At 37.8% G+C, this 15,949-nt stretch carries 17 protein-coding genes and 1 other annotated feature; of the genes, 1 reads left to right on the forward strand and 16 read right to left on the reverse strand.

The annotated features are described in order from the left end of the window. Window positions 1–228: 228 nt before the first annotated feature. The 10 genes from ileS to C9J34_RS07520 form a co-directional block, all read right to left on the reverse strand. Window positions 229–2,988, reverse strand: coding sequence for an isoleucine--tRNA ligase (gene ileS / locus C9J34_RS07475; protein ID WP_107839234.1), 2,760 nt, complete (start codon window positions 2,986–2,988; stop codon window positions 229–231). 49 nt (window positions 2,989–3,037) lie between these two features. Beyond that, window positions 3,038–3,261, reverse strand: a binding site (T-box leader). 63 nt (window positions 3,262–3,324) lie between these two features. Then, complete coding sequence (locus tag C9J34_RS07480; protein WP_107839235.1) at window positions 3,325–3,846, reverse strand: DivIVA domain-containing protein; 522 nt, start codon at window positions 3,844–3,846, stop codon at window positions 3,325–3,327. 94 nt (window positions 3,847–3,940) lie between these two features. Further along, on the reverse strand, window positions 3,941–4,729 hold the full coding sequence (locus C9J34_RS07485) for a YlmH family RNA-binding protein (RefSeq protein ID WP_107839236.1): 789 nt from the start codon (window positions 4,727–4,729) through the stop codon (window positions 3,941–3,943). 64 nt (window positions 4,730–4,793) lie between these two features. Next, window positions 4,794–5,054: a YggT family protein gene (locus C9J34_RS07490; RefSeq protein ID WP_107839237.1), complete on the reverse strand. Its 261-nt coding sequence runs from the start codon at window positions 5,052–5,054 to the stop codon at window positions 4,794–4,796. 24 nt (window positions 5,055–5,078) lie between these two features. Beyond that, a complete protein-coding gene (locus C9J34_RS07495) occupies window positions 5,079–5,570 on the reverse strand; it encodes a cell division protein SepF (protein WP_107839238.1) in 492 nt (163 codons plus the stop codon). Window positions 5,571–5,586: 16 nt separating this feature from the next. Beyond that, on the reverse strand, window positions 5,587–6,255 hold the full coding sequence (locus C9J34_RS07500; RefSeq protein WP_107839239.1) for a YggS family pyridoxal phosphate-dependent enzyme: 669 nt from the start codon (window positions 6,253–6,255) through the stop codon (window positions 5,587–5,589). A 427-nt stretch (window positions 6,256–6,682) separates the two neighbouring features. Further along, window positions 6,683–6,922: a YlmC/YmxH family sporulation protein gene (locus tag C9J34_RS07505; RefSeq protein WP_107839240.1), complete on the reverse strand. Its 240-nt coding sequence runs from the start codon at window positions 6,920–6,922 to the stop codon at window positions 6,683–6,685. A 301-nt stretch (window positions 6,923–7,223) separates the two neighbouring features. Further along, a complete protein-coding gene (sigG, locus tag C9J34_RS07510) occupies window positions 7,224–7,997 on the reverse strand; it encodes an RNA polymerase sporulation sigma factor SigG (RefSeq protein ID WP_107839241.1) in 774 nt (257 codons plus the stop codon). A 91-nt stretch (window positions 7,998–8,088) separates the two neighbouring features. Then, entirely contained in the window at window positions 8,089–8,793 is a 705-nt protein-coding gene (sigE, locus tag C9J34_RS07515) for an RNA polymerase sporulation sigma factor SigE (protein ID WP_107839307.1), read from the reverse strand. 16 nt (window positions 8,794–8,809) lie between these two features. Continuing rightward, on the reverse strand, window positions 8,810–9,634 hold the full coding sequence (locus C9J34_RS07520; protein WP_107839242.1) for a sigma-E processing peptidase SpoIIGA: 825 nt from the start codon (window positions 9,632–9,634) through the stop codon (window positions 8,810–8,812). A gap of 123 nt (window positions 9,635–9,757) precedes the next feature. Here C9J34_RS07520 and C9J34_RS07525 point away from each other — a divergent pair, with 123 nt between their 5' ends. Further along, on the forward strand, window positions 9,758–9,970 hold the full coding sequence (locus C9J34_RS07525) for a hypothetical protein (RefSeq protein WP_107839243.1): 213 nt from the start codon (window positions 9,758–9,760) through the stop codon (window positions 9,968–9,970). 339 nt (window positions 9,971–10,309) lie between these two features. On the opposite strand, the gene ftsZ is transcribed toward C9J34_RS07525, so the two are convergent. The 6 genes from ftsZ to C9J34_RS07555 all read right to left on the reverse strand — a co-directional run bounded on the left by ftsZ (window position 10,310) and on the right by C9J34_RS07555 (window position 15,948). Then, complete coding sequence (ftsZ, locus tag C9J34_RS07530; protein ID WP_107839244.1) at window positions 10,310–11,452, reverse strand: cell division protein FtsZ; 1,143 nt, start codon at window positions 11,450–11,452, stop codon at window positions 10,310–10,312. A gap of 270 nt (window positions 11,453–11,722) precedes the next feature. Beyond that, complete coding sequence (ftsA, locus tag C9J34_RS07535; protein ID WP_107839245.1) at window positions 11,723–13,015, reverse strand: cell division protein FtsA; 1,293 nt, start codon at window positions 13,013–13,015, stop codon at window positions 11,723–11,725. A 316-nt stretch (window positions 13,016–13,331) separates the two neighbouring features. Further along, the gene (locus C9J34_RS07540) at window positions 13,332–13,694 is read right to left on the reverse strand and encodes a small basic family protein (RefSeq protein WP_107839246.1); all 363 of its coding nucleotides are present in this window, start codon (window positions 13,692–13,694) and stop codon (window positions 13,332–13,334) included. A 3-nt stretch (window positions 13,695–13,697) separates the two neighbouring features. Next, on the reverse strand, window positions 13,698–14,417 hold the full coding sequence (locus C9J34_RS07545) for a DUF881 domain-containing protein (protein ID WP_107839247.1): 720 nt from the start codon (window positions 14,415–14,417) through the stop codon (window positions 13,698–13,700). Window positions 14,418–14,429: 12 nt separating this feature from the next. After that, window positions 14,430–15,158 carry a DUF881 domain-containing protein gene (locus tag C9J34_RS07550; RefSeq protein ID WP_107839248.1) on the reverse strand — a complete coding sequence of 243 codons (729 nt, stop codon included), beginning with the start codon at window positions 15,156–15,158 and terminating at the stop codon, window positions 14,430–14,432. Further along, the gene (locus C9J34_RS07555) at window positions 15,136–15,948 is read right to left on the reverse strand and encodes a cell division protein FtsQ/DivIB (RefSeq protein WP_107839249.1); all 813 of its coding nucleotides are present in this window, start codon (window positions 15,946–15,948) and stop codon (window positions 15,136–15,138) included. Before C9J34_RS07555 ends, C9J34_RS07550 begins: the two co-directional genes overlap by 23 nt. Between the last annotated feature and the right edge of the window lies 1 nt (window position 15,949).

Below are 15,949 nucleotides of genomic sequence, written 5' to 3' on the forward strand. Positions count from 1 at the left end.
TGAAATTGCTATATCTTTATCCACCAGTAGAAAGGCTATTTTGATACAGTAATTCATCAATATTTTAAGAATTAACTATGTTTTATAGTCTAATACTTTTCATATCATAGCAAATATTAAAGTTAAGCTAAAAAGCCTGAACTACTGGATTTCATAGAGTAGTTCAGGCTTTTAGTTAAAATTATTTATCAATTACACAGAGATCCGCAATAAATATTCTGAATTAAGTTAAACGTAATATTTTTCTACAACATCCGCACAGCGCGCACATAATGTCGCATGCTTGTCATTTGTACCAACAGTTTGTGAAATTGTCCAGCAACGCTCACATTTTTCCCCCTCTGCTTTTTCCACAACGATTGCCGTTTTATCCAAAGCTAGAGCATTTGCTGGTGCATCTGCTTTTGTGCCAGCTACTTCAAATGCTGAAACGATTGATAACTGCGCAAAATTAATATTTGCATCTTGTAGCAATTCTGCCACTTCTGCATCCGCATAAACCGTTAATTTTGCCTCTAACGATTTACCGATAGTTTTCGCATTACGTGCTTCCTCTAACGCTTTTAACACTTCATCACGCACTGCAATGATTTTTGTCCATTTTACGCGTAGCTCTTCGAAGTTTGCTTGCTCGTCAACTTCTGGGAAGTCTGTTAATTGTACGGATACTTCCTCTTGACCTAAGTACGACCACATTTCATCTGTCGTGTGCGGTAAAATTGGCGTTAATACTTTTAATAATGTCATTAATGTATCGTACATAACCGTTTGCATCGCACGACGGTCTTTTTGGTCTGCTCCTTCGATATAGACAACATCTTTGGCGATATCTAAATAGAATGAAGATAATTCTACTGCTACAAAGTTGTTGACAACTGTATAAACTGTTGAGAACTCATAACGGTCATATGCCGCGCGCACTGTTTTTAATACATCTTGCAGGCGCATATACATATATTGATCCATTTCGCGTAGCTCGCTATAGGCAACGCGGTCTGTCGCTGGATTGAAGTCCGCTACATTACCATGTAAGAAACGCAATGTATTACGGATTTTACGATATGCTTCCGATACTTGCTTTAACATATCCATTGAAATACGCACATCACCTGTATAGTCAACAGATGCTACCCATAAACGTAAAATATCCGCCCCGTATTGATCCATCACTTTTTGTGGGATGATAACATTGCCTAATGATTTACTCATTTTGCGTCCTTCGCCATCTAATACGAAGCCATGTGTTAACAAACCTTTATATGGTGCATGTCCGTTGATTGCTACAGATGTGATTAACGATGAGTTAAACCAGCCACGATGTTGGTCAGAGCCTTCTAAATAAAGGTCAGCTGGATATGCGATACCGCGCTCTACTAAGACACCTTGGTGAGATGAGCCTGAGTCGAACCAAACGTCCATAATATCGTTTTCTTTCGTAAATTCGCCGTTCGGGCTACCTGGATGTGTAAAACCTTCTGGTAATAGCTCTTTCGCTTCCTTTTGGAACCAAATATTTGAACCATGCTCGCGGAATAATGCCGCAATATGTGCAATCGTTTCTGGTGTAATGATCGGCTCACCATTTTCCGCATAGAAAATCGGAATCGGCACGCCCCACGCACGTTGACGAGAAATTACCCAGTCACCACGGTCACGAATCATATTATATAGACGTGTTTCGCCCCATGTTGGTGTGAATGCTGTCGCCTTCACTGCATCTAATAGTTCGCTACGGAACATTTCAACAGATGCAAACCATTGTGGTGTCGCACGGTAAATAACAGGCTTTTTCGTACGCCAGTCATGTGGATACGAGTGTGTAAAGAAGTTTAGCTTTTCTAATGCGCCAACTTCCTTTAATTTTTCTGTAATCACTTTATTCGCATCATCATAAAAAATACCTTCAAAGCCTGGTGCTTCGCTTGTATAACAGCCACGATTATCGACAGGTGATAACACCTCTAAGCCGTATAATTTACCGACATTAAAGTCGTCTTCCCCGTGTCCTGGTGCTGTATGAACACAACCTGTACCAGCCTCTGCTGTTACGTGGTCACCAAGCATGACAAGTGAATCACGGTCATAAAATGGATGCGCTGCAACGATACGGTCTAACGCCTCACCTTTTAGCTCCTGCACGATTTCATAGCTTTCCCATTCTAATTCTTGCGCGATTGTTTCAAGTAAATCTTTTGCAATAACAAATTTATTGTCAGCTACTGCCACAACAACATATGTTAATTCTGGATTTACTGTAATGCCAAGGTTTGCTGGTAATGTCCAAGGTGTTGTTGTCCAAATAATAAATTTCGCATCAGCTGGTACAACCCCGTTTGCTTCTTTAATTGCAAAGCTTACATAAATAGATGCCGATTTGACATCTTTATATTCAATTTCCGCTTCCGCTAATGCTGATTCAGAAGATGGTGACCAATAAACAGGCTTTAAGCCTTTATAAATATAACCTTTTTCCGCCATTTTCCCGAACACTTCAATTTGGCGTGCTTCGAATTCAGGCTTTAATGTGATATATGGATTTTCCCAATCACCACGCACACCTAAACGTTTAAATTGCTCACGTTGATTGTCGATTTGCTCGTATGCATACTCCTCACAAAGCTTGCGGAATTCTGCCACTGACATTTCTTTACGTTTTACACCTTTGTTCGTTAACGCCTGCTCAATCGGTAAACCGTGCGTATCCCAGCCCGGTACATATGGCGCATGATAACCTGTCATAGAACGATGACGCACAATCATATCTTTTAATACTTTATTTAAAGCGTGACCGATATGGATATCGCCATTTGCATATGGGGGACCGTCATGCAATACATAATGTGGTCGATCCTTCGTACGTTCAGCTACAAGCTCATAAATGTTTTGCTCGTTCCATTTTTCCTGCATTTTCGGCTCATTTGCTGGCAAATTTCCACGCATCGGGAAATCTGTCTTTGGCATTAATAACGTGTTTTTATACTCTACCATTTATTAAATTCCTCCTTAAAATAAATAAAAAAGCCTCACATCCCTCACATCAAGGGACGAGAAGCTATAACTCGTGGTACCACCCTAATTTACACAAAAATTGTGTCTCTTAGAACGCTATAACGTCGCGTTAATCGAAATTACTTACTCATTGCGTTTTCAGTAATTTAGCTCAGAAGTGATATTCCGCTTTAATTGTTTTGTCTGAGCTCTCACTATCCTCAGATCGCTAACCCACAATTAAAACATACTGTCTTCCTCAAGTGCCATTATTCACATCTATTCAAAGTATATGAAAAACAGAAAAAAACGTCAAGCGCTATAGCAAGGACAACCCTATTTTTCATTGTCCTCTCCAACTCTAATTTGCTCTTGAATGTCAACTAACGCTACATCATACTCAAGCAAATGCTCCCAGTCATCCGTATTTAATAAATCCAACTGCGCCTCTACAAGCATTTTAAAGCGATTGCGGAAAACTTTTGACTGTTTTTTTAGCTCATCAATTTCAATTGTAATTTTACGTGCCTTCGTCAACGCTTCATTGACAATGCGATCAGCATTTTTTTCCGCTTCCTTGACAATTAACTTCGCTTCTTTTTGTGAATTACGACGAAGCTCCTCTGCTGCATCTTGTGCCACAATGATTGATTTTTGTAAAGTATCCTCTAATGTATTGAAATGACCTATTTGCTCTGACATCATTTTCACTTTTTCTTCAAGCTCTCTTTTGTCACGCAAAATAATTTCATAGTCTTTAATGATTTGGTTTAAAAATTCATTTACTTCGTCCTCCGCATAGCCGCGAAAGCCTCTCGTAAACTCCTTATTATGTATATCAAGCGGTGATAACGGCATTACATGACAACTCCTTTATCCATATCATCTTTTCGTTTATTATAAAGCTTTTATGCAATTATGAATACGATTATTCATAAAAAACAGCCCATATTTATGATTTTTGCTCTAAACGACCTATTTGTAACCGAATTTTATCTTTTTTTGTTCGTCCTTCGGTCATAAGAACTTTGAAACGTCCAAAGCCTCTAACAGAAGCAATATCGCCTTCCTGCAATTCAAAGCTGACATGTTCACGCACTGTCCAATTAATCTTCACTCTACCTGAGGTCACTAAACTTTGCGATTTCTGGCGCGATATGTTTAACACCGTTGCAATCACTACATCCAGCCGCATTGATGAAATTAAAACAAGCTGTTCTACCCACTGCTCTTCTAATTGGATGAGAGGAGCTTGTTCACCCAATTCCTCTATATGAACCTTTACTTTGCCAATAGACGTTAAATTAGCTCTTACATAATCAGCTACTTCCTTAGCAACTGCAAATTGAATTGTATTCTCTGCTATTCGAATATCACCAAACTTGCTTCTATCTATTCCTAATGATAATAGTGCACCAAGAACATCTGGATGCTTTAATTGTACAAATTTCGCTGGATAGTTCACACGAAAAATTGCAATTTGAAAATCTTCCATCAGCGCATCAAAATAGTTCGGCGCAATCATTAGGCGCTCGCGCTCTGCCGTATCAAAAATTCCTGTCGACTTTACTTGCAAATCATCCACCTGTCCAACAATCGCCATGACAATAAAGCGTTGGCGTGGATCTAAAAAATCAGTCAATTTTGGTGCATATCGATCCTCTACCTCACGTTGCCAGCCAACAACTTGTTCAATAAACGGCTGCTCATCCTTCCGAAAATGCTGAATTAAATGTTCCATCTTTTATCTCCATTTGCAAATATAATAAAAGCCTCCACAAAGGAGGCACTTGTTTTTAAATTAGTTAAACAATATAACTCAGGACAATAATTACACCTTGTTGAATAAAGCGTAATGCAAACAATGCGATAATCGGTGAAATATCAATCATACCAAGTGGTGGAATGAATTTTCTAAAAACCCCTAAATAAGGTTCTACTAATGTTGCTAAAAAACGCCCTACAGCTGATCCTTGTGCTGCTGGAATCCAAGACATTAAAATATAACCGATAATCATAAATGTGTATATTGTAAAGACTTGGTTAATAATTTGATAAATAATCATATAATATATATCCTCACTAAGTTTTTAAATATCTTCTAAATAGCTTGAGATTTCTCCCGCAACTTCAACATTGTCTGGTGTGCATAAGAAAATATCTACACCTACGCGTTGAATATCTCCCCCCAATGCATAGACTGTACCGCTTAAAAAGTCAATAATACGTCTACCTTGGTCAATGTCAATGCGCTGTAAATTAACAATCGTCGCACGCTTATTTTTCAAATGTTCTGCAATATCTTGTGCCTCTGCATAAACTCGTGGCTCGATTAGTATCACTTTTGAACCTTTCGACGATGCTGCTGCTTGTAGACTCACTACATTATTCATCGATTGCACTGGTGCAGGCTCTTCATTCATTTGAATTTTACGCTCTTTTTTTACGCGATTATTAACGACAGGCTTTAGCTGTTCTTGTTGTTTGGGCGGCTCATATGAAGTTTTAGGTGTTGCTTGCGCGACTTCCACCTCTTCTTCATCTAAATAAAAGAAGTTTTTGATTTTATTTTTCATACTCATATTTTATCCCTTCCTTCTAGCCAACAAGAGCTGTGCCAATTCTTACAAATGTCGCACCTTCCTCAACGGCAATCTCATAATCATTTGACATACCCATCGAAAGTTCTGTACAAGGCGCATACGGTAGCTTTAGAGCCACAACTTCCTGCTGTAATTTTTTCAAATTGCGAAACACCGAGCGTATCAGCTCTTCGTCATCGGTATATGGAGCCATTGTCATTAAGCCTACAACTTCAATTTTTGTCATCTCCTTCAAGCTATGAAGAAATGCAATTGTTTCTTCAGCCGTTACGCCATGCTTCGACTCTTCACCTGAGATATTTACTTGTATAAAGCATTTAACGACATGCTGTGCACGCTTTTCAATTTCCTCTGCTAAGCTTAAACGGTCTAATGAATGTAAATAATCCATTTCATGAATGACTTGCTTTACTTTACGCGTTTGCAATGAGCCAATATAATGCCAACTTGCCGTTTGCTGTATCGCTTCTCTTTTCGCTAGCAATCCTTCTGGACGATTTTCTCCTAAATGCGATAAACCTGCCTCAATCGCTTCTGTTGTACGTGCTACGTCTACCTCTTTTGTCACAGCAATAATATGAACCTGCTGTTCTGTATTGCTTCGTTTTTTAGCTTGTTCTATATTAACTTGAATTTGTGCTAAATTTTCAATAATTTTCGCCACTCTGTTCCCAACTTTACATCAAAATTTTATCCTACATTCAACGGACAGTAATATTTTTGTACTGAAAGCACAAGACGCCCATCTCAAGACTTGAGAAAAACAAAAAGATAGATGAGCGATAACTATTCATAAAAGGCCCGATTGAGACCAATATGATGTTGGTCTCACAAGCGTTTTCACAGGATGTGAAGTTCCTAGCTTGTGTTCCTTTATCAACAATCAGTGGGAGATGAGAAAAAACCCCCACTGATTGAAGTTTCCCTTTATCGTATTATACCTATTTTAGCAGATGCAACATGCTCACCTCAAATAAAAAATGTATGTGAGCCTTTATTTATAGCTAATATCCAATTAGCCTTTCAAGTATTTTTACTTTATTTCATTGTAACAAGCCTACTATGATTTATCAATGAATAGCTTGAGTTATTCATGATAACACACCCTTTACTAATATAACGTCCTTACCAATTGTTAAGATGTCTTGTATGGCTATCTTCCTCGTCACTTCTTCCCCTTGAAAAATATGCAGTATTTTTTTCGGCTCTGCCACAAGAAACCCTGTGATCATGCCACTGTTTTCACAAATTTCAGCATCGACAATATAACCGATAAAGCGGCCACTCCCCGCCTCAATAATTTCCTTTTGCTGCGCTACCGAAAAACGCATAACATCCCTCCTAAATTGTAGACAATTGTGTCTGTGCCTGGCACTTAATTAAACGCCAAAAATCCACTTATAACGAGTGCATCTAAGTGGATTTCCATTATTGGGTTATCTAAAAAGTGGTACATTAGACCACTTTTCAGATAACGATTTGCTATTTTGTTAAAGTATTAAAAACGGTTAATTTGAGAAATTAAAAACACTGAATTCAAACTCTTTTCTTCTAACTTTTAAAACGGATAAGTGCAAGTAGCATTCACCAAAGCGGCTCATTAGTCTGCTTTAGTGAATGCCTTCACATCTATTAATTTAAATAATCGGACTGCATCATTTCAATTGCGCTTTTTTCTAAGCGGGAAATTTGTGCTTGCGATATCCCAAGTGATTTCGCAATTTCTGTTTGAGTTTCACCATAGTAAAAGCGCTTTGCTACAATAAGCTGTTGTCGCTCATCTAATTTTTGTAGACTTTCCTTCACCGATACATAATCTACCCATTGATCCTCAGACACATCACCCTTTAATTGATCCATTAAATACATTGCATCTCCACCATCTGAATAAATCGGCTCTTGTAATGAAACAGGATCTTGAATGGCATCAAGTGCAAATAACACATCTTCAGGTTTCATTTCAATCGCTGCCGCCAATTGTTCAATGGTCGGTTCATACAAATTCTCCGTGATGAAGCGCTCCTTTGCTTGCATTGCTTTATAAGCAATATCTCTTAATGAGCGCGACACACGCACTGCATGATGGTCGCGTAAATGCCTGCGAATCTCACCGATAATCATCGGTACAGCATATGTCGAAAATCGTACATTATGCTTTAAATCAAAATGATCAATTGCTTTTAATAAACCGATACAGCCTACTTGAAATAAATCGTCAGCTTGCTCACCACGATATGAAAAGCGTCCTACAATACTTAATACTAAGCGTAGATTACAAATAACAAGCTCCTCACGTACAGCGATATTTCCCGCCTGTAATTGAATGAATAACTCGCGCATTTCCTCATGTTTTAACACTGGGAGCTTAGCCGTATCTACACCACATAGCTCTACTTTTGTTCGCATCAACTTTTCCCCTCCGAACGATTATCTTTCGTTCAGTTTGTCCCCAAGTAAAGTTGGCTATGCGTAAAAAAAGACGGCAAATTCATCCAAGTTATGCAATTGGCGCATTTAAATATTCTCGCAGCTCTAGTATGATTTTTTTCTCTAGCCTTGAAATATATGATTGCGAAATACCTAAATGATCCGCTACTTCCTTTTGCGTCATTTCTTCCTTACCGTTCAGTCCAAAGCGACATTCCATAATGTATTTTTCTCGTGGGTTTAGGCAATTAATTGCACTAAACATATGTTGACGCTCGATTTTGCGCTCCACATCATTCGTGATAATATGCACTTCTGTTCCTAAAATATCAGATAACAATAGCTCATTGCCATCCGCATCTGAATTCAGTGGCTCATCAAACGATACTTCCCCTTTCATACGGCTTGTTTTACGCAAATGCATTAAAATCTCATTTTCAATACAACGTGATGCATATGTTGCAAGCTTGATATTTTTCTCTTTATTAAACGTTTCAATCGCTTTAATTAAACCAATCGAACCAATACTAATCAAATCCTCAATTGGTGTACCTGTATTATCAAAGCGTCGTGCAATATAAACAACAAGACGCAAATTTCGTTCAATCAATGTATCTCTTGCGGATAAATCTCCATTCATAAAGGCTTCAACGACAGTTAATTCTTCTTCTCTAGTTAATGGTACTGGCAATGAATCATGTCCTCCTATATAGTATGTTCCTTTGTGAAAGAACTTACTCCAAATATTTTGCAAATACGCTACTAGTTTTTGAATCAATCATTCTCCTCCTTTATTGTTGATTGGAAAGCGCTAAAACATGAAGCATCATATCAGCTTGTTGCGGAAAATTAGCATCATTTTTTGTGAGTACGACATAATGTCCTGTTACCTTTTGTTCATTAATCGTCCATTCTGTTAAACGAAATGCAGGTACAATCGCCTTTTGCTGTATAGTTGTTAATGGAATAAGACGAATAGATGTCAACCATTCACGTGGAAACATCGATAAGTTGTAAGGTGATGCTGCGTCCCATAAACCAATGGCGTCATTAATGGATGCAGGTAGCTTATCCTTAATCATACGATAAGAAATAAAATGGACAGGCTGCTGACTAATAGGTTCCGTACACATATTTCCTGTATCAATAAAGCCGCGTAGCTCTAATTGTGTATCACCTAAATGCAATTTGCATGTCACTACATAGCTTGCCTGTATTTTTTGTTGCCAAAAGCTGCGCCATTTTATTTCTGCCCATTTTGAGCTACAAATAGCAAGCAGGCTACAAAGTACAATATAAAAAAGCAATGAACGACCTGCTAGGAAAGGTTGTGCCGCTGTTAATAAGCCTCCTAAAAATATAGTTGCCACAACAAGTACCGCTGTTTGTTTCAATAAAATTCGATACTGAAACGAAAACGCAATGCCAGCTAATAAAAGAGCACTCACAACAGCAATCCCTAATGAAGGTGTAAAAATTGCGCTCAGCGTACCGCTTATAAAAGCTGCAAAGAAAGCTCGCCTTTTCGTCACATAGACATTTGTTATTTTGCTAATAAACAAGACGAGCAAATAATTAAATAGTGTATTTATTAATACAAGCCATTCGCCAACCATGTATCGCTTCCTCCTAGTTAGAAGCTTACCATTAACACTATGTTAGAAATTGTCACTTCATTGTATTCAGTTAACAAAAAATTTAGACAAGAAAACGCAAAAAAATTGAGGAAATGACAAAACGTGAGGCAAACGATAGAAAAGGTAGATAAACATATCTCTTTTTCTGTAGTTATTCGTATTTTTTTAGAGATATATTTACAGGTAGATATGTTAATGAACCTTTATTTTGATTCAGCACATGTTTTTCTGCGCGAAAGCGAAGCGACAGCAGCAATCCTTTCTGCGCGAAAGCGAAGCGACAGCAGCAATATTTTTCCTATCGCAAGAATATAGTGATAGTAACAAATTTTCTCTGTGACAAGTAATCGTATTAACATGCTTGCTATATTTCTATGCTTTGGAAAGTTGGATGTAGAGTTTGTTTGCTAAATTTTAAAATGTTTATTTATATGCTTTTGAGACGACCACTAACTAGTTCAAAAATAACAACTCACTCGTTGAACTTCAAAATTCGCTCAATCCAATTAGAAAAGAGCTGTCCGAAAAAAATTCGGACAGCCCTTTTCATTAAGCCTTTTACTTCGAATAACGACGCGTAAAGACTAACACGAAGTATAAAAAACTGAGGATGTTAGGAAAAGCTTGTGCCTTTCCTAACATCCTCATCAATTACTACCCGCGATTTCTACGGTTGCGTAAAAATGTTGGAATATCTAATGCGTCTTCTTGCTGATAGTTTTGTGTTTGACGCGGTGCTTCTTGCTGCACAGGCTCTTGACGCAACGGTTGCTGCTGCTGTGTAGGAGCTGCTTGTTGGCGTGCTCCCATGCTTGGTCGTACACTTTGACGCTGTGTTAATATATCATCTGAGAAGCCTGTTGCAATAACCGTTACGATAATCTCATCATCTAAGCTATCATTAATAACAGACCCGAAAATCATATTTACTTCTTCATCTGATGCTGAAGCAACAATATCAGCCGCTTCCTGTACTTCAAATAAGCTTAGGTTTGTCCCACCAGTAATATTCATAATCACACCTTTTGCACCATCGATTGATGTTTCAAGAAGTGGGCTTGAGATTGCTTTTTTAGCAGCCTCTGTCGCACGGTTTTCACCTGAAGCAATACCGATACCCATTAATGCTGAGCCTTTATCAGACATAATCGTTTTTACATCAGCAAAGTCTAAGTTAATTAAACCAGGTGTTGCGATTAGATCAGAGATACCTTGTACACCTTGACGTAATACATTATCTGCTTCACGGAATGCCTCTAACATAGGTGTTGATTTATCAACAATTTGTAATAGCTTATCGTTAGGGATAACAATTAACGTGTCGACAGCTTCTTTCATTGCACCAATGCCACCTACAGCTTGTGTTTGACGTTTACGACCTTCAAATGAAAACGGGCGTGTAACAACACCTACTGTTAATGCACCTAAATCACGCGCAATTTGAGCGATAACTGGAGCTGCACCAGTACCAGTACCTCCACCCATACCAGCAGTGACAAAGACCATATCTGCTCCGCGTAATACTTCTTCGATTTGCTCACGGCTTTCTTCGGCTGCTTTTTTCCCTACTTCTGGATTCGCACCCGCTCCTAAGCCTCGTGTAAGTTTTCCACCAATTTGTAATTTATGTTCTGCCTTTGATAGATTTAAAGCTTGAGCATCTGTATTCACTGCAATAAAATCTACACCTTGTACACCATGTTCAATCATACGATTAACAGCATTATTACCGCCACCACCTACACCAATTACTTTGATGACAGCAAGCTGATCACTACTTGTATCAAATTCTAACATTTAATTTATCCTCCTACTTCGCTCGACTTTTTCCTGTATTAACGGACAGTAATGTTTTCTGTAGTGATAGATAACAGTTACAAGACACCCACCTTGAACCTTACTAAAAGGATTGATGAGTAAATCAACTATCCGTAAAAACTCGATTGAGGTCAACACCACGTTGATTACACAAGCGTTCTCACAAAATGTGAAGTTCTTAACCTATGTTCCTCTATCAATAATCAGTAGAATCCCCACTGATTGAAGTTTCACTTTATCGTAAGCTCACTATTCAAAAAACTTATTAAAGATATTTTTTGCTCTATCGATAACGCTTACTTTATTGCCATTATCTGTATATTCAACTTGCTGAGATTGCTTTTTAGCAGGAGTCGATTGTACCGTTGCAGCAATATATGGTGAAGCATCTGCTACAGAACTTCTTCCATAGAACTTATCATCCGCATATGCATAACGAATTAGCCCTACCGATGTTGTAAATGCTGAATCACGTACACCTATATAATCTGGCACAAACACACGTACACGCGTCTGCATTACTTCCCGTGCAAGCTGAGCAATCCCTTCTAGCTGTGCTACTCCACCAGTCATTACAATGCCTCCTGGTAAATCACTCACACCTAGACGCGCTAACTCATCTAACACGAGCTCAAACATTTCTTCTAGACGCACGCCGATAATTTCAGCAATATAACGCTGATTATATTGGTCTGTTGTATCTGTTCCTACTACAGGTACTTCAAATAATTCGTCATCTGAAGCATCATCATAGAACGCATGTCCAAATTGTCTTTTTATTTTTTCAGCTTGTTCAGTCGGTGTCTTTAGGACGATTGATAAGTCTTTTGTAATATGTTCTCCGCCTACCGGGATAACCCCTGTATGCTTTAATAAGCCTTCTTCAAATACAGCGATCGTTGTTGAACCTCCACCTAAATCGATATAAGCCGTACCTTGATTTTTTTCATCTTCTGTCAAAGCAAAGTAACCTGCCGCTAAAGGCTGTAAATAAATTTCTCGAATTTGTAAACCAGCTCGCTCTACACAACGCAATACGTTATGTAATAAAGTTTTCGAAGTCGTAATCATTGTTGCATCCATTTCTAAACGAATGCCTATCATACCACGCGGGTCTTTAATTTCATCAAGATTATCCACAATAAATTGCTTAGGTATTAAGTTTACTAACTCACGCTCTGGTGGGATAGACATAACTTGTGCGGATTCGATGACACGTTCCAAATCATCATCACCAATTTCACGATTCTCACTATTTACAGCAACAACACCTTTTACCGGTTGTAAAAATGTTTGATTTGCTGGTACACCTAGTATAACATCGTGTATTTTGATACCTGTCATTCTTTCAGCTTGCTCAACTGCTTTTTTAATTGATTGTACTGTCGCATCAATATCAACAATGGCGCCTTTACGAATTCCAGTCGATTTTACGTGGCCGACACCAATTACATGTAATTGTTGCTCACTCATTTCACCTATTAGCACTTTAATAGAGGATGATCCAATATCCAGCGAAATATAAATATCTTGTTGACTCAACTCGCTGCACCTCCTTCTAATACTCCTAATGTTCATTCTATTGCAATTTTTCGCTGTTGTCTAAGCTTATTCGCTTTTGTAACGAAATTTTAATGAGATTTATCTTCATTCAGTACAATACTCCCATCTCTATAGCTCGTAAGAGGATTGCTTCTTTCTTATTCGATTCAACAAGTGACTAAATACTCATTACATGAAGTAAGTTTTGTGGCAAAGATTACACGAAACAAATTAGTTAACCATTTGCGTATATCATCATGGTTTAAGCTAACTTCCCACTCAATCTATACGAGAGTTAGTCAAAGCGTAATCGCTATTAATTTTCTTGCTTTTTGGTTTTTCTCTCGTCTAGTTTCGTTAATAGTATACGTCGAATGACGGCTATATTTTGAAATAATCGAACACCGAATGCAAAAATTGCAGCTAAGTATAAATCAACCCCAATATGGACACCTAAAAAGGCAAGTCCTGCCGCAAGTGCGATGTTAAAGAAGAATCCTGAAATAAATACTTTATCATCGTAAACTTCCTGCAATTTTGCACGTATCCCCCCAAACATCGTATCAAGTGCAGCTAATACTGCAATAGATAAATAATTTTCATATACCGCTGGAATTTGAATATCCGTTAGTAGACCTAGCGCAACGCCTAAAATCAGTCCTAACAATGGCAGCCACATATTCTAATCCCCTTTTTTTGCCTCACTCAAATGGCTCTTGGTTATTTGAGTTGCTATATTTTTAATTTGAATAAAACTTTTTACGTCACCAACAACAAGCTCTAAATTATCGATATAAAACTCGTCCATCAGTGAAGATGAAAGTAAATAATTATATAATTTTTGCGCTAGCTCTTCAGATGGCATAATAATTTTCACTTCTACATCCACTTTACTTATCGGTACACTATTTATGGTTGTAGCACCATTAATATCTCGAATAGCCGAAGTATGCAAGAGACGCTGTCCATCAATTTCAACATATTGACCACCATTGCGATAAATATCATTGACTAAACGGAATAATAGCTCCGGCGATATTGCGTCAATGTTATAACCGTACTCAATTAATTCTTTAGCTGGTTTTATCGTTAAAGTTAACCCTGGACCTGTAACAGGTGATAAGCCGATTTGCCGATGTAAATCTAGAACTGTTTCTCGTAACACAAGCTCTGGGTCGCTTGAGTTAACATCCTCATATTTGCGAATGACTTCATTCATCCCTTGAATATTTGTTAATAATTCAGAATGTCGTTTTTTTTCCTCTGATAATGCTTGTCTAATTTCCCAAATATCCCTCGTGTCACGCTCTTTTGGATTTTGCATCGTATTATATTGCACTGCTAACATAAAACCAATGATAAAGGAAATAAGTGTAATATGCAGATTTTTATTGTTTTTCATCTACCCTCCCCCTCATTTTTCTGCCGTATTGGAAGGCATTGAAATTAAACTACTTTTTTCAAAAGTAACATTAATCTGCTCATTTAATAGTTGATCAAAAACTCCCCCTGGAATTTCTAATGATGCGATTAGTGTGTTTGGCTCTCCAATCGCTTCAATCACAAATGGCGCTGGTGATTGTTTACCATCAATCGTAATAACAGGGCCGTTACAGCTTATATAAGAATTTGTTTTCAAGCGCTGACCATTAATGGAGATTGCCTCTGCCCCTGCAATCTTCAACTCGGTCAACACTTTAAAAATATGGCTCTCATGTACGATATAATCATTTGGGTTCGTTGAATTTGGATTATATCCACCGTCTGCTAATGTTAAGCGGATACCTTGTCCCTGCCCTTCAATGTCGCCAAGTAAAAGCCGTAAACGCTCAGCTTCAGCAACTAAATCATCATGTTGCTCTGTATTTAAAGTTAATTCTTTTTCATAGTTTCGGATGGTTTGTTGCAAATGATTCAGTTCATCTGCTAACTCTTTATTGCGCTCCTGCTGTGTAATTAGCTCCTCGCGATAGGTTTCCTGCTGCTGCAAATAAATCGGTGAGCGTGAACTTAACTTTTTATTATCCTTCGTTAAATTGTAGGAAATACCAATAATAAAGCCTATCATGATACAGACGATGAGCATAATAAAATATTTGCGTTGAAACAAGGATGGTCTGCTATTCCTCTGATTGTTCTTCATCTTGCTCCACTCCTTGTTGCTCGCCCTCTGCTTTCATATATTCTTTGAAATAAGAGCGATAATATTCTCCTACTTCAATATCAATAATCCCTTTTTCATGACCTTCTGTATTTTCAATCCATGCTACAAACGATGGATAGTGATTCAATTTACTCGCAAGTGTTGTAATTTCTGCACGTACTTCATAGCCATCATTCATAAATAATGTGATTGCATAAGGATCTGTACTTGTCGGTGTTGCTTTAATTTGCGAAATCATCGCTAACACCTCTGGATTAAGCTTTGCTAGCTCTTGCAATAAGCGTTTACGAATTTTTTCATCATCAAATTTAAGAAATATCGGTGCATCAATTGGAATTAGTTGATCTTGTACTGATAAAATAACACCATTTTCCAGCATTGGGTAAAAATCATTATCTTTTGCAATATAAGCAACTTTGTTCCATTCCTCTATTTGAATTGATACAGTTGTTAGCCATTTACGCTTGACAGTAACAGTCTTCACCCAATCTTGTCTCAATATTTGCTTCTCGATGTCATCCTCTTTAAAGCTCCACATAGAGTCTCCAATATTTAAGCCTGATTGCTTCGTATAAAATGTAGCATCTTCAATACTTCCTCCAGTGACATCAATGGTTTTAATATCACTATAAGGTGATTGGAAATAAAGGAGTAAAAATAAAATTATACCGAATATTGTTGTCAATAATATAAATTTAACATTCGAGCGCCGCCGCCGTTTCGCTCGTAGTGTAGGGATACGTTCTTCTATATCAATTACCTTTTTCAAC

It is taken from the genome of Metasolibacillus meyeri, assembly GCF_003049505.1.
Taxonomy (GTDB): Bacteria; Bacillota; Bacilli; order Bacillales_A; family Planococcaceae; genus Metasolibacillus; species Metasolibacillus meyeri.

Bases quoted from the DNA above. Each gene is read 5' to 3' on its own strand.
- C9J34_RS07520 (WP_107839242.1), bottom strand. From the start codon at position 9,634: ATGGTTGGCGAATGGCTTGTATTAATAAATACACTATTTAATTATTTG.
- C9J34_RS07505 (WP_107839240.1), bottom strand. From the start codon at position 6,922: ATGCGTTTTTCGGTAGCGCAGCAAAAGGAAATTATTGAGGCGGGGAGT.
- C9J34_RS07480 (WP_107839235.1), bottom strand. From the start codon at position 3,846: ATGCCGTTATCACCGCTTGATATACATAATAAGGAGTTTACGAGAGGC.
- ileS (WP_107839234.1), bottom strand. From the start codon at position 2,988: ATGGTAGAGTATAAAAACACGTTATTAATGCCAAAGACAGATTTCCCG.
- C9J34_RS07545 (WP_107839247.1), bottom strand. From the start codon at position 14,417: ATGAAAAACAATAAAAATCTGCATATTACACTTATTTCCTTTATCATT.
- sigG (WP_107839241.1), bottom strand. From the start codon at position 7,997: ATGCGAACAAAAGTAGAGCTATGTGGTGTAGATACGGCTAAGCTCCCA.
- ftsZ (WP_107839244.1), bottom strand. From the start codon at position 11,452: ATGTTAGAATTTGATACAAGTAGTGATCAGCTTGCTGTCATCAAAGTA.
- C9J34_RS07485 (WP_107839236.1), bottom strand. From the start codon at position 4,729: ATGGAACATTTAATTCAGCATTTTCGGAAGGATGAGCAGCCGTTTATT.
- C9J34_RS07550 (WP_107839248.1), bottom strand. From the start codon at position 15,158: ATGAAGAACAATCAGAGGAATAGCAGACCATCCTTGTTTCAACGCAAA.
- C9J34_RS07540 (WP_107839246.1), bottom strand. From the start codon at position 13,694: ATGTGGCTGCCATTGTTAGGACTGATTTTAGGCGTTGCGCTAGGTCTA.
- C9J34_RS07490 (WP_107839237.1), bottom strand. From the start codon at position 5,054: ATGATTATTTATCAAATTATTAACCAAGTCTTTACAATATACACATTT.
- C9J34_RS07495 (WP_107839238.1), bottom strand. From the start codon at position 5,570: ATGAGTATGAAAAATAAAATCAAAAACTTCTTTTATTTAGATGAAGAA.